Source organism: Kitasatospora sp. NBC_00070 (assembly GCF_045041205.1).
Lineage (GTDB): Bacteria > Actinomycetota > Actinomycetes > Streptomycetales > Streptomycetaceae > Kitasatospora.
In genome coordinates, this window is the sequence record NZ_CP108248.1 from 23529 (window position 1) to 37859 (window position 14331).

Annotated in this window: 11 protein-coding genes; 6 read left to right on the forward strand and 5 right to left on the reverse strand. The window is 69.5% G+C overall.

Annotated elements, in window-relative coordinates:
* Positions 1–403: 403 nt before the first annotated feature.
* The 3 genes from OHV05_RS35195 to OHV05_RS35205 form a co-directional block, all read right to left on the reverse strand.
* Entirely contained in the window at positions 404–1171 is a 768-nt protein-coding gene (locus OHV05_RS35195) for an ATP-binding protein (protein WP_331729887.1), read from the reverse strand.
* Positions 1168–2454, reverse strand: a complete 1287-nt coding sequence (locus OHV05_RS35200; protein WP_331729889.1) for a Mu transposase C-terminal domain-containing protein — start codon at positions 2452–2454, stop codon at positions 1168–1170. Before OHV05_RS35200 ends, OHV05_RS35195 begins: the two co-directional genes overlap by 4 nt.
* A gap of 930 nt (positions 2455–3384) precedes the next feature.
* Positions 3385–4335: an AAA family ATPase gene (locus tag OHV05_RS35205; protein WP_405021611.1), complete on the reverse strand. Its 951-nt coding sequence runs from the start codon at positions 4333–4335 to the stop codon at positions 3385–3387.
* Between the two features lie 1085 nt (positions 4336–5420).
* On the opposite strand from OHV05_RS35205, the gene OHV05_RS35210 reads away from it, so the two are divergent.
* Positions 5421–8375, forward strand: a complete 2955-nt coding sequence (locus OHV05_RS35210; protein ID WP_331729893.1) for a hypothetical protein — start codon at positions 5421–5423, stop codon at positions 8373–8375.
* Positions 8376–9598: 1223 nt separating this feature from the next.
* Here the strand turns inward: OHV05_RS35210 and OHV05_RS35215 are convergent.
* Positions 9599–10039, reverse strand: a complete 441-nt coding sequence (locus tag OHV05_RS35215; RefSeq protein WP_331729898.1) for a hypothetical protein — start codon at positions 10037–10039, stop codon at positions 9599–9601.
* 56 nt (positions 10040–10095) lie between these two features.
* On the opposite strand from OHV05_RS35215, the gene OHV05_RS35220 reads away from it, so the two are divergent.
* The 5 genes from OHV05_RS35220 to OHV05_RS35240 all read left to right on the forward strand — a co-directional run bounded on the left by OHV05_RS35220 (position 10096) and on the right by OHV05_RS35240 (position 13157).
* Entirely contained in the window at positions 10096–10371 is a 276-nt protein-coding gene (locus tag OHV05_RS35220) for an isoamylase early set domain-containing protein (protein ID WP_331729966.1), read from the forward strand.
* Positions 10372–11149: 778 nt separating this feature from the next.
* The gene (locus OHV05_RS35225) at positions 11150–11458 is read left to right on the forward strand and encodes a transposase (protein WP_405021612.1); all 309 of its coding nucleotides are present in this window, start codon (positions 11150–11152) and stop codon (positions 11456–11458) included.
* Between the two features lie 17 nt (positions 11459–11475).
* Positions 11476–12090: an IS3 family transposase gene (locus tag OHV05_RS35230; RefSeq protein ID WP_331731142.1), complete on the forward strand. Its 615-nt coding sequence runs from the start codon at positions 11476–11478 to the stop codon at positions 12088–12090.
* A gap of 40 nt (positions 12091–12130) precedes the next feature.
* Positions 12131–12367: an IS3 family transposase gene (locus OHV05_RS35235; protein WP_331729907.1), complete on the forward strand. Its 237-nt coding sequence runs from the start codon at positions 12131–12133 to the stop codon at positions 12365–12367.
* Between the two features lie 16 nt (positions 12368–12383).
* Positions 12384–13157, forward strand: coding sequence for a BMP family ABC transporter substrate-binding protein (locus OHV05_RS35240; protein ID WP_331731144.1), 774 nt, complete (start codon positions 12384–12386; stop codon positions 13155–13157).
* A 487-nt stretch (positions 13158–13644) separates the two neighbouring features.
* Here the strand turns inward: OHV05_RS35240 and OHV05_RS35245 are convergent, their stop codons facing one another.
* Positions 13645–14121 (reverse strand): hypothetical protein, encoded by a 477-nt coding sequence (locus OHV05_RS35245; RefSeq protein WP_405021613.1) that lies wholly within the window; start codon positions 14119–14121, stop codon positions 13645–13647.
* Positions 14122–14331 lie beyond the last annotated feature (210 nt).

A 14331-nucleotide genomic window follows, 5' to 3' on the forward strand; every position in this document is an offset into this window, starting at 1 on the left:
GCTGCGGGCCGTCGGGCAGGGCTTGGGGGAAGTCGAGGCGGAAGCGGCCGCCCGGGCGGCCCCACGGGTCCTGGGGCGGGCGCAGCCGGCAGTGTTCGGCGGTGTGCAGGAGGTCGGCGAGGTCGGTTTCGGGTTCGGTGCGCCAGCTGGTGAACAGGAAGGGGCTCGTGCGGGTGTGGTGGTGGTGGTGGTAGAGGGCGGCGGTGTGGAGGTAGGGGCGGGCCCAGGCGGGGACGGGATGGGTGCGGGCTGGACGGGCTGAGCGGGCGTACCGGGGACGGGGCGTGCGTCGGGGGCGGTGGGCGGGTGGGGGCGGTGTCGGCGGTGTGGGCGGTACCCGGAGTGGGGGGGTGGACGGTCGCCAGGCCGCGTCGGGTGGGGGGCGGTGGCGGTGGCGGGTGGGTCAGCCGGTGGGGGCAAGGCGGCTGAAGACCCAGCGGAGTACTTCTTGGTCGACGCGGGTGCGGCCGGTGCGTTGGAGGGCTGTGTGGGTGCGGGCGGTCAGGCGGGCCCAGTTGCGGAAGTTGCCGTGGGCCGCGTGCTGGTCGGCGAAGGCGATGTCGGCGGGCTCGGCCTCGGCCCAGATCGGGTGGTAGAGGGGGATGACCTCCAGGACCTCTTCGGGGGCCAGGCGGGCCAGGCGCTGCCAGATGAAGATCCTGGAGGAGAGCATCGGTTCTTTGCGCAGGGCCTGGTAGCAGCCCTCGCCGCCGACGAAGACGACGGCGAGCTGGGTGTAGGGGTCGTCCCAGAGGTAGCGGACGTACTCCAGCTGATCGCTGGAGAGCCACTGCGCTTCGTCCAGGACCAGGGTGCGGGGGTGGGCGGCGAGCTCGGTTTTGAGGAGGTGGTCGAACTCGCTGGCGTAGCGCGGGGGCTGTCCTGGCAGTTGGAGGCTGGTGAACAGTTCGTGGCGTACCGCGCGGGTGGTGGGGCGGGTGTGGAAGGTGATGCGGTGGATGTCCTCGTCGGGTTCGAGTTCGCGCAGGCAGCTGGTGACTGCGACGGTCTTGCCGAAGCCGGCGCCACCATGAATGCAGGTCATGGCGCGGGCGGTGATGGTGTCGGCGAGGTTGTCGCGGACGGTGAGCAGGGCGCGGGTGGCCACCAGCCGTGCTTCGGGCAGGTGGGTGTACTGGTCGGTGGGCGGGGGTGGCAGGCGGCGGGTCACAGGGGGTCCTGACGGTTGGAGGCGGGCGCGGTGCGAGGCACGGTGGGGTGGGAGGCGGAGTGGGCGGCGGTGGTGACGGTGGCGGGGGTGGGCCAGTCGGGCGGGGCGGGGGTGGGCGGGATCAGGTCGGGCAGGGCGAGCGTTGTGAGGGTGCTTTCGTGGTGGCGGGACAGTTCCCGGGTCGCCTCGGCGGCGGTGACGGCGTCCAGACGGTGGGGCGGGGCCGGGGTGGTGGTGGGTGCGAAGCGCTGGTGGCGCAGGCGCTCGGCGGCCTTGGCGTCGGCTCGTAGGCGCCCAGCGCGGCGGGCGCGGGCGCGGTGCAGCGCGGTGAGTTGTTCGCCGGTTGCTTGGTCGGCGAGGTGGGCGGTGCCCAGGCGGTGGCCGGCGGGGTCGCAGACCTCGATCTCGTGGGTGTGGTGGGGCATGAAGCGGACCCTGACCTCGCGGCCGGCCTGGCCGGTCATCCAGTCGGCGAGGTAGTCGTGTTTCTTGAAGCGGACGCCGTGGCTGGTGATGCGGTGGGTGCGGGCGTCGTCTTCGAGGGTGAACGACCACAGGTCGCTCGCGGGGATGTCGGTGAGCGGTGTCGGATCCGCGTTCCAGGCTTCGAGTGGGGTGCGGCCTTGGAGGCCGTCGGGGTGGTGCTGGGTGTTCCACCAGGTGACGAAGGCCAAGACCTCGGCGGTGAAGTCCTCGAAGGACAGGGCGGGGGCGGTGGGCAGGCGGTCGGGGCGGCGGCGGGGCTGCTTGGTGCGGTGGGCGGGCAGTGCGGCGAACAGCATCCGGGTGGCGCTGCGGTTCAGGTTCTCGATGCTGCCCTTCAGGTGGGGGCTGTAGGGGGGCAGGTCGTCGACGGTGGTGCCGAAGGCGGTGAAGGCGGCGGTGACGGTGGCGGAGAGGAAGTCCTTGCCGCGGTCGATCCGCACCGTCTCCGGCCGGCCCCCGACGGGGCCGTAAGAGCCGGTGCGCAGGATGGCGGAGCGCAGCGCGACCAGGATCGAGGCCCGTGACGGGGTGCCCGGGGTCACCGCGACGCCGGTGATCGCTTTGGTGGCGCAGTCGATGAACCAGGTGACGTGCGGGCGCACCAGCCGTCCGGCGGCGGCAACGCGCAGCGGGGCCTGGACGTGGTCGCCCTCCCAGGTGTGGTTGCGCCAGGTGCGGGGGCGTTTGCCGAACACATCCCGTGCGCGGGCCGCGTCGGGGCCCTTGCGGTAGCCGGCCAGCTCCCCCGGGGTGAGGTCGCGGCGTACCGCGCGCAGGAACGTTGCCAGCGACGGCACCTGCTCCAGGACGGGGACGGCGGCCGGCGGCGCGCCTCCCGGGATCGCCGTGCCGGCCGTACGGGCCGTGCGGGGTGTGGATGGCGACGGGTCGGCTGCGTCGACGGCATCGCCGGTGGCCGCGGCGTCGAAGGTGGCGGTGGTGAGGGCGGCTTCGGGTGTGAAGGCGAGGGTGGAGGCGGTGCCGCCGGTGCCGGTGGCGTCGAGCAGGGTGGTGGCGTAATGGGAGACGGCGGGAGCAGTGGTGGAGGCAGGAGCGGCGTTGCCGAAGGTCGCACCGCCGGGCGTAGTGGTGCTGCGGGCGGCGGTGGATGCGGTGGCGGAGGTGGCGCCTTCGGGGGTGGTGGCGGAGGTGGGGTGGGCGCGGGCGCGGAGTTCGCGGTGGACCGCCGAGGCGTTGCCTCGCCAGTAGGCCAGCAGTACCCGGATCTGCGGGGTGATCTCGAACCTGTCGGTGTGGCGGGCGCCGGGGGTGTCGGTGGTGGCCGGTGGTGGCCGGTGTAGTGGTGGCCTGAGCCAGCCACCGCCACACGGTGCGGTCGGAGACCGCCAGGCACTGTGCCGTGGTGCGCACGTGCGCGCGGGTGAGCCGACCCTCGGCCCGCAGGGCCAGCAAGCGGCGTACTGCCGGGGCGCGCAGCACCTTCAACGACACCGCGTCCAAGGCGGGTTCGGCATGGGCCGGTGCGGGTTCCGCGGCGGCGGTGTCTGTGTCGTCGAAGATGGGGGCGTTCACCAGAGTCCTTCCCGTCGGCGGATGGCGGTCGGTGCGGCGGCAGGTGAGAGGGTCAGGGGTTGGGGCCCAGACGGGAACAGGCCTTGTCCAGCAGCGCGCGGTCGACACTGGTGTCGTCGCGGCGCTGGTCCAAAGCCGCGTAGGCGTGAGAGGTGATCTTCGCCCAGGTCCGGAAGTTCCCCCGCGCGCACGTCTCATCCGCGTGCAGCAGGTCGGTCGGCGTCGGCCGCGGTGTGCCACAACGGGTGGAACCGGCGCAGCACGGCGGTGATCTGAGGGGCCGCCAGGCGCGGGACGTGCTGCCAGGTCAGCACCCGGGAAGCCAGCGCGGGGGCCCGGGCGAGGGTGCGCTCCGCGCCAGCCCCGCACAGCACCAGCGACATCTGAGTGGTCGGGGCATCCGCCAGCAAGCGCAGGTAGTCGAGCTCGGGAGCGGCGATGCGCTGGACGTCGTCGATCAGCAGCACCCCAGAGGTCGTGAAGGCCTCGATGAGCGCGCGGTCAGCCGCGTCCGTCCGGTTCGTCAGCGCGGTCGCCGGCAGGCCGAACGCGGTCAGCAGCGCGGCGCGCAACTGGGGCAGAGCCGGCTTGACCGCCACCTGAGCCTGATGGACAGGGATCCGGCGCGGCAGCAGACGCAACGCCTGGTGGACCGCGACCGTCTTCCCCTGCCCCGCATCGCCGTAGACACAGGCGATCCCCCGCGCGGCGACCGTATGCGCGATCGCCTCTGTCACCTCGCCCACCTGACGGGACGCCACCACATGGGCGCCGGGAACATACAACCGCACCCCGTCTACCGGCGGCACGGCCTCGGTAGAGACATCAGGCGCGGTCGGCACGGCAGTCTGCACAGCAGGTGGGGAAGCTTGCCCGGCTTCGTCGACCATGCCGGGGAAGGCGAGCTCTGCCAACGCGCGGTCATACACCGCCCGATGGACTCTGCCGTGCCTGGCCCGGGCAGAGGGCAGAACCCGACCGGCCTGCCGTTCCCGGCGTACCACCCGTGCCATCGTCGCCAACGATGGCACCCGCCCGGCGGGCTCCTGCTCCGGATCGGCCTGGGCCTGCTCGACGAGCTCACGGTGCAGCGCCGCGACGTTTCCGCCCAGCTCGGACAGCCGGTCCCACAGTTCGTCGGACACCGTGAACCCTCGGCGGCGCGGGGCAGGTGCCACGCGGCCAGACTCCCGGGCGACAGCCAGCCAGCGCCAGACCGTCCGCTCCGACACACCCGCCATCTCAGCAGCGATGCGCGCGTGCACCGACGACAACGTCCCCGCCTCGTCCACAGCCAGAAGGCGCCCGACCACCACGTGTCGTGCCAACACCCGATCCCGCGTGCCGGAAACAGGTGGGTCCCCATCAACAGCCGGCAACGAAGACGAAGACTCCCGTGAAGAAACGGGAAGTGCAGCACCGGCGGAATCAGAAATCACGCAGTCCAGCACACTCCCCAACCGCCGCCGAGCGCACAGGAACAGGCAACCCCATGTCAGCCATCCGTTGGGTGTGCTACGCCTGTTCCCTGCCTCACGACAGCCGAAAAGTCACCCCATGACAGCCAAGATCCACGACATCAACCGACAACGTTCGAGCTCAACGCTCTCCCTGCTCACACCGGCCTGGTGCTGCCCACCCCGCTGATGCCACCCCACCCACTCACAGCTGCGGTGTGGGGGTCTGTACGGTCTTCGGCTCTGTCGCGCATCCGGTGGTAACGAGACGTAACTGCCGTTGCTGAAGGTGATGGTCCCAGGTCGAAGGCCGTACGGCCGGGGCTGGTGGCCCCGGAAGCGTGCGGTCCTCGGAGGTGGAGAGCCCATGAGGGTGTGACGCCACGCGGAGGCCCGAAGCACGGCGACCTGCCACGATCCGCTCACCAGCACCCCAATACACACGGCCCCCGCAACCGGATGTTGCCACGCAGAGCACCCGCGGCTGGACACCCTCGGAAAACAGGGCCAAGAGAATCCAGTGAATTCCTTTCACTTCATGAGGGAAACCCATCGAGTGCCCGGCCGCATGCCCTCGCAAAGGCCGTTCCCGAACGCGCGCCACTGCTGCCTTTACGTGCACCGGTCGGCCTTTATCCGCCGTTTAGGATGTGATATGCGGCACAGTAGAAAACCTGGCCGGAGGAGACGGCCAGAGCACAGGAAACCACCTCATCAGGCCCGCCAGCTGAAACCACGGCCTGAAATCCCACATCTTCAGCGAGGCGAGACCTTTGAGTACTCACAACCACCACCACCGCGACCACAGCCCAGCCCACAACCACAACCACACCGCGGGCCACCAAGGCAGAGGCAAGAAGTGGCGCCAGCGCACCACAGCTGTTGCCGTCACAGCGTCCTTCGGAACCGCAGCCTTCACCGGCCTCACCGCCACCAGCGCGCATGCCGACGGCCAGACTCGGATGGTCACAGTCAATGCGCCGATCGGCGGGAATGCCCCAGTACTGAACAACTTCAAGACTGATGGCACCATCAGCACCGCATCGGCCGACGCGCCGCCCGGCGGAATCAAATACGCACTTGCCATGGACCTCTCGGGAAATTCATATAGCATCGGCTATCACGATGAAACGGCGACGCCCACGCCGCCGCCAAGCCAGGACATATACAAGATTTCCCCCACCGGCGAGCGAACTCTCTTCTGGCACAATTCGTCCGGCTTGATGCAGGTGGCCACCGACAAGAGCGGGAACGTCTATACGACCGCCCCGGCCGGCATTGCGGGGAGCCAGGATGCCAGTATTGTGAAGATTAGCCCCGACGGATCGTCCAGCGTAGTCGCCAAGGGGCCGGAAGTCTCTGGCTATATCGGAGGCTCTCTGAATGGCCACGAAGTAGGCTTCATGAGCAATCCTCACATCTATGGCTTGGGTGTCGACGGGGCGGGGAATGTATATTTCAACGACACCTACTCCGGCTCGTATCGCGTCTGGAAGGTCACCCCGGGCGTCACTGCGGCCTACAATGCGCCGGTGATGATCGGGCAGTACACCAGCGACATCGGAACCTGCTACGATCCTACTTTCTGCATTTACAAGAAGAACCCCAGTGAGATGGCGGTCGATCTGGACGGCAACGTCTACGTGGAAGCTAACGTCACTGGCAGCCTCACCACCACGATATACACATTCCCGGCAGGAGGAAACGGGCAGCCCGTAACTGTCACGTCATCCGTCCCCGGAAAGGCTTATGGAATCGCCGCAGACCAGAGCGGGGTCTATGCGGTCGCCGGAACTGGCGAGCTCAAGAAGTTCACCAAGAACACCTGGTCGATGAGCACGATTCCCAATCCGGTGCAGGGAGCGGCCCAGGCTGTCGCAGTCGCTCCCCGCGAGGTCTCCGACAAAACCTGGTCCGGTGGCACATCCTTTGCCTCCAATACCAGCTACGTGAACGGGCTCGGAAACCGCCTGTCCATGCAGGCTGATGGCAACCTCGTCCTGACTGACTCCACCGGCCAGAGCACCTGGGCCTCCAACACCCAGGGCAACCCCGGCGCCAGCGCCGTCTTCGGCACCGACGGCACCCTCTCCATCAAGAAGGCCGACGGCACCCCCCTGCGCCGTACCTACGGCGGGCAGCCCGGCAGCACTCTGGCCTTCACCCCCACCGGCGAAGTCAAGATCACCAAGGACGGCGCCACCAAGTGGTCGACCACCACTAACCAAATGCCCCTCGACCCCGCGAGCCTCCCCGCCTACCAGGCAGGCGGCATCAGCTTCACCTCCAACGGCTCACCCGCCACGATCACCGCCGGCAACTCCTACCATGTGGGCACCGGCCAGCCCAGCGAACCCGCGCTGACCTCACTGCGCATGCAAGCCGACGGCAACCTCGCCACCTACCTCCTGAACAGCGATTTCAGCACCGGCTCACTGCGCTGGTCCTCCGGCACCGGCGGCAACCCCGGCGCCTACGCCCAGTTCGGCCTCGACGGCAACCTGCGCATCATCAGCCAGAACGGCAAGGAACTGCTCCGCACCTACGGCGGCGAGCCCGGCAGCACCCTCGACCTCACCGCCCAGGGCTACCTCAAGATCAGCAAGGACGGCGCCACCAAGTGGTCCGTCGGCAACGGCGACCAGCTCTACCTCGACCCCGCCACCCTCCCCAACTACAAGGCAACCGGCATCGCCACCGGCACCAACCTGGTCGTCAACACCAAGTACTACATGGGCACCAACGACGCGAACGGCAACAAGACGACCTACCTGGTCCTGCAGAGCGACGGCAACCTCGTCGAATACGCCGCCAACCCCGACGGCAGCTACGCCGGCGCCCTGTGGGCCTCCAACACCAGCGGCAACTTCTCCGGCTACACCCTGTCCGGCAAGTTCGACACCGACGGCGTCATCAAACTCACCAAGACCCCCAACGGCGGCAGCCCCATCGAGATCTGGCGCTCCAACGGTGACACCGCCACCAGCGGTGCCCTCAAGTTCTCCCGGGACGGGGTGACCATCACCCGGGCCAGCGGCAACCCGGCCTGGTCCACCAGCACCAACCTCGGCACCGAGCTTCGCCTCAACGCCGGCGAGAGCGTCACCACCGGCAACACCAACGACCTCACCGGCCGCAAACTCACCATGCAAGGCGACGGCAACCTCACCCTCACCCGCACCTCCGACGGCAAAGCCCTCTGGGCGACCAACACCTGGGGCAACAGCGGCCAGGGCTACTACGCCAAGTTCGACAACGGCACCCTCAAGGTCCTCAAGAGCGACGGCACCCCCGCCACCAACCAGAACACCAACCAGAACGCGGTGACCGCGTCCGCCGGCACCGGCGGCACCCTCAACCTCCAAAACGACGGCAACCTCACCGGCAAACAGGCAGGCGGCACCCAGGCCTGGGAAACCCACACCCAGAACGCCTACAAATTCACCAGCCCCACCACCGGAGACGCCACCCTCGGCGCGGCGTTCACCGTCACCACCACCGGCTTCAACAACGAAACCCCCACCTTCAGCCAGACCAACGACGGCGGCAGCGACGTCACCGTCACCCTCACCAACAACAACAACGGCACCGCCACCATCTACGTCCACGGCGTCAGCAGCCCCGAGCATCCCACGGACAGCACCGGCAACGTCCACATCAACGTCAACGCCCAAAACCCCTCCCTCTGGGACACCCAGCCCATCACCCTCTCCTTCACCTACCGCTAAACCACCCACCCCAGGGCCCCCGCACCCCAATCCGGTGTCCGGGGGCCCACCCACGCCCCCGTAACAACCCCAGGGGCGCGGTGGCCGGGGGCAGGACTGCCCCCACAGGAAGCCCACCCCCGCCCGCCAGTCCTACCCTTGACAGGGCAGGGCCGGTTTCCAGGACCCGACCTCCCCTGCCACACCAACCGGTGTGCTCCAACCCGGCCCCGCCACCATCCCCCCGGCGGCGGGACCGGGCACCCACCACCCCACAGCGGGCCCCGCCGACCAGCCCCCGGCGGGCGAGCGGCATCACACCAACAACACGCGCCGGCAGCGACACCCCCACCGGGGACGCGCACCCGGCCAGCGGTACCCGCCACCCAGGCGGCGGCTGCCTTCCCGGCGTGGGCGCTTGCCCCCACCCCCGCGCAGTCGTGAAGATCATTGTCCGGTGGCACGGAGCTGGACAGCATCCCCACCGGGGTGCCCGGCGGGAAAACCCACGCACACCACCGGACACCGGGGTTCCCCGGCCACCACCACCGGCCCGGGAACCCCAACCACTGACCGGAACCCGCACAGGACCAAACAGCCACACACCCGCCACCAGACACCCGCCACCGCCCCGGCAGACCGCCCGCCGCATGTCTCCCCGCCCTTCACCGACCGGCCCAAACCGGGGCGTACCGCCGGGTCCAAGGCCCCCCGGAGACGAACAGCTCTGGGAGCGGCCGTGCCGTCGGGGACCGCTGTGCCGTTGGTCAGAAAGTGACGACGCCCCAACTGACCGCGGTCCCCCTCCCGGTACCGCGAACCGAAACAGTTCCACACCCCCACACCCCGCCACCGCCGGACACCCCCATCTACACCCAGCTCGCTCGGACATGGAACGCCGCCGGACGCAGCGTCCCCGGCCGCCACGACCCCCTGTGGGACACCCTGGTCCAGCCGCCCGGGAACCCCTCCGGGCGGCACACCGCCCGCCCGCTCCCCTGACCCGCCGCCCAGGCCGAAGCCCAGCAACCGGGCCCAGGGCCGGACACCCGGGGGACACGGCACAGCGCGGCGGCCCCAGCAGGCGCGGCACGGCCAGCCGGCACTGAGGCTTCTCCTGCTAGGCCCAGTCGTCCTCGTCGTCCTGACCGCTGCCGTCCTGGCCCCCGGGGCCGGCCGGACCGGGCTCCCGCTGCCGCATCACTGCTCCCCGCGGGCCGCGGCCGGCGGGGCACTGCTGCACGTCAGGCACCGAGCCCGACGTGGGAGACGTACTGGCAGGCGCCGTAGTCGGAGTCGAGGTCGGCGATGATGTCGTCCCAGATCTCTTCGAGTTTGCTCGCGTCGCCGCCTGTGAGGGCGTCAACGGCGTCGTCCCAGACGTAGCGAACCTGGAACGAGCGGACGCGCAGGTTGTCGCGGCGTCGGTTCTCGTCGACGGGTTGCTGGTTGATGGGGTGGATCTCGACTCTGGAGCCGCGGCCGCCCCGGTTGAGGTGCCGCTTGAACGCACCCGAGTTGGCGAGGACGTTAGCGGCGCGCAGGTTCCAGTACGCGGTGTCGATCGCTTCCCGGGTGGCGGGCCTCGGGGTCTGCCTGCCGCGGGCCCAGGAACGCCCCTTACTGCGCGCAGGTGACAGCAGAACCGTTCCGCCCCGCCTGCGCGGCCCGCGGCCCCCGCTCACGCGAGTATCAAGAACAACACCTCTCCCCAACCGACACCATCAAGGAGCAGCGGCTCATGCTGGAACGCACCCGCACCAAAAAGCAGACCGAGGTCACCTTCGTCCTCCCCGCGGGTCACCCCGCAGGGGATGCCAGTGTGGTGGGTGACTTCAACGGCTGGCGGCCCGGCGCCCATCCGCTGATGCCCCGCCCGGACGGCAGCCGGGCAGTCACCGTCGCCCTCCCCCACGACCAGCAGCTGGGCTTCCGCTACCTCGCCCACGGCGACTACTGGTTCGACGAAGACAACGCTGACGGCCACAACGGCAGCAACAGCCTCCTGCACACCTGACCCCCCACCAAACAACGAGCGGCGCGCAGCCTCGGGTGCGGAACGCCGCCATGTCACCCCGCTGCCCGGGCCCAGGCCGGCGGGCCCGGGTGGTGATGGGTGGGCGGTCAGGCAGGCACCGAGACCGACGTGGGAAACGTACTGGTAGGCGCCGTAGTCGGAGTCGAGGTCGCTGATGATGTCGTCCCAGATCTCGGCGAGTTTGCCGGTGTCGCCAGCGGTGAGGGCGTCGACAGCGTCGTCCCAGACGTAGCGGACCTGAAACGAGCGGACCCGCAGGTTGTCGCAGCGCCGGTTCTCCTCCACCAGCTGATGGTTGACGGGGTGGATCCCGACTCTGGAACCGCGGCCGGCCCGGTTGAGGTGCCGCTTGAACGCACCCGAGTTGTTCAGGACGTTGGCGGCGCGCAGATTCCAGTACGCCGTGTCGATCGCTTCCCGGGTGGCCGGGCGGGGGGTCTGCTTGCCGTTGGCCCAGGCCCGCCGGGTCGCCGGGGCCGCGGTGACGCCGGCCTCGGCGAGCGCCCCGGGCCCCGGCCTTCGTGGTCCGCAGGTACGGTGCCGACCACCTGCGGCGGGCGGCCCGCAGCGGCCGGGCGGAGAACCTGGCGCTGCTCAGGGAGCTCCCGGCCGGGACGCGGTGCGTGCCGGTGGTGGGCGGGGTGATCGTCCACCCACTCCGCCCAGCCGCCGGGTGAAGCTCCCGGGTGAAGTTCCCCCACTGAACTGGACAGCCTGATACTGGGACGGTTGAGTCCCGGAGGAAGCAGTCCAGGTAGTGAGCGGCAAGAGCAACATGAGCAAGCGGTACACGGCGGAGTTCAAGCGGGACGCGATCGAACTCGTCCGGTCCTCGCCGCATCGGAACGTCACCGAGATTGCCCGGGAGCTGGGGGTCAGCCCGGAGGGGCTGCGGGGCTGGGTCAAGCAGGCGAAGGCCGATCGGGGCGAGGGGCCAGCCGGCGCGCTGACCAGTGATGAGCGCGAGGAACTGCGCCGCGTCCGCCGTGAGCTGGCTGAGGTCAAGAAGGCGAACGAGATCCTGGTAAAAGCTGCGGCCTACTTCGCGAGGGAGATCGTGAAGTAGGCGTTCTGTGTCTCTTCATCGATGCGGAGAGGGCCACCGGGGCGAACCCGGACGGCTACAGCGTCGCGCGGCTATGCGGCGTGATGGGCGTGGGCCGCTCCACCTACTACTCGTGGCTCGCGTCACGGCCTGCGATCGCTGAACGGCAGTGCGCTGAGGACGAGTTGGCGGGGATGATTCGAGAGATCCATTCCAGCTCGCGGGGCGCCTACGGTGCCCCACGCGTGCATGCCGAGCTCCGACGCAAGGGCCACGCCATCAACCGGAAGAAGGTCGAGCGGATCATGCGCGAGCGCGACATCCGCGGCATCACCCGCCGCGGGCGCCGCCACCTGACGAAGCAGGACACCGCGGCGGCCCCGGCTCCGGACCTGGTCGGCCGTGACTTCACCGCCGCTCGGCCCGGCACGAAGCTGGTCGGCGACATCACTTACCTGCCGACGATCGAGGGCTGGTGGTATCTGGCAACAGTCATCGACCTGGCCACCCGCGAAGTGATCGGGTACGCGATGGCCGACCACCACCGCGCCGAACTGGTCACCGACGCCCTCAAGATGGCCGCCGGCCGCGGCGGCCTGAAGCCCGGCTGCATCATGCACACCGACTGCGGAAGCGAATACAACCAGTGGTGAATTCCGCCGGGAGATAAAGGAGTTGAACCTGAGGCAGAGCATGGGACGAACCGGCATATGCTACGATAACGCCGCAGCCGAGAGCTTCTTCGGACTGCTCAAAGCGGAGATCGGCACCACCGTCTGGGACAGCCGCGAGGCCGCCCGCGCCGACGTCTTTCCCTTCATCGAAGTCGAATACAACCGCACCAGGCTCCGCAGGCACCCCGAGTTCGGGTACCTCACCCCACTCGAAACCCGAGCCAGGCTGCAGCACGACTTCACCCCCACAGCATAAACAACAGCTGTCCAGGATCAGGGGGGAACTTCAGGCCACCGCTGAGTCGGCCGCGCAGCACCCCTCGCAGAAGTACGTCATCGTCGACTACCCGTCCACACCGCCCCAGATCAAGGGCCTGCAGTTCAACAGTGCCCAGGCGGCTTTCCTCGCCGGCTACTTCGCGGCCGGAATGACGAGGACGGGGAAGATCGCGACCTTCGGCGGGGACAAGTTCGCGACCGTCACGGTCTTCATGGACGGCTTCTGGGAGGGTGTGCAGTACTACAACCGCGAGCACAGCGCCAAGGTCCAGCTGCTGGGCTGGGACGAGCCCTCGCAGAGTGGCAGCTTCATCACCCCGGCGGACTTCAACAATCCCGACGCCGGCCGCCAGATGACCCAGACCCTCCAGGCCCAGGGCGCTGACATCGTCTTCCCCGTAGCGGGCGGCACCGGCGTCGGGGCAATGGCACAGGCCAAGGCCAAGGCCAGCGGCGGGAAGCTGAACGTCATCTGGGTCGACGACGACGGCTTCTACTCCAACCCCGACTACAGCTCCGTCATCATGACCTCCGTCATCAAGGGCATCGCCAGCGCCGTGAGCACCGTCGTCACCGCCGCAGCGGCCGGCGACTTCAACACCACCAACTACGTCGGAACGCTCGCCAACCGCGGCGCCGACCTCGCCCCGTACCACGACTTCACATCCCAAGTACCCGCCAGCCTCGACAACGAGCTGACCGCGGCCCAGCAGAACATCATCAACGGCACCATCAAAATCACCTCCCCCAGCCAACCCCTCCCCTGAGCACAACCAGGCCAGCACGAACCACGACCGGATCCAGACCCCGCGTCGCCGCCACCTTCGGTCTCACCGTCTCCGCCGGCGGAGGGCCCAGCCGCATGACCGCCACCATCGCCGCCGGGAGTATCAGGATTCGGCTCTGCCGCACATCCGGTGGCAACGAAGCGCAACCGCCGTCGCTGAAGGTGATGGTCCCAGGTCGAAGGCCATACGGCCGGGGCCGGTGGCCCCGGGAGCCGTGCGGTCCTCCGGGATGGTGAGCTCGGTGAGGGTGTGACGCCACGCGGAGGCCGAAGCGTGGCGGCCTGCCACGATCCGCTCACCAACACCCACCCGGCCCACCTGACACTCCGTCACCACCGGATGTGCGACAGAGCCGGAATCCTGATAGCCCCACCGAGACCGCCGGCACAACCGGCGGCATGACGGCGCCGACGCGGCACCGCCGCTCCTGGCGGGCCAGGGCCGCCCCGGGCACCCCCGCCGTATGTCAGGCGCCGAGGCCGACGTGCGAGACGTACTGGTAGGCGCCGTAGTCGGAGTCGAGGTCGGCGATGATGTCGTCCCAGATCTCTTCGAGTTTGCCGGTGTCGCCGGCGGTGAGGGCGTCGACGGCGTCGTCCCAGACGTAGCGGACCTGGAACGAGCGGACGCGCAGGTCGCGGCGGCGGTTCTCGTCCACGGGCTGCTGGTTGACGGGGTGGATCTCGACTCTGGAGCCGCGGCCGGCCCGGTTGAGGTGCCGCTTGAACGCCCCGCTGTTGGCGATGACGTTGGCGGCGCGCAGGTTCCAGTACGCGGTGTCGATGGCTTCCCGGGTGGCCGGCCTCGGGGTCTGCTTGCCGTTGGCCCAGGCCCGGATGGTGGCGGGGGTGGCGGTGACGCCGGCCTCGCGCAGCGCCGGGGCGCCGCCCTTGGTGGTCCGCAGGTACCGCATCCGGGCCCCCAGGCCACGGCGGGTGTTCACCCCGGCCGAGGCCGCAGCTGCTCCAAGACAACGAGGCCAGTGAAGAGCCACGCCTTCAAGACCCGGCGGGCCACGCCGGCGGGCCACGTCCGCGACACCCCCGCCCGGCCACAACCCCAGCACGAACCGCGGCACCGCTGTCCACCATGCGGGCAACCCGCGCCCACACCCCGCACCACCGCCCCCGCACCCCTACCCGGCAGTCACCAA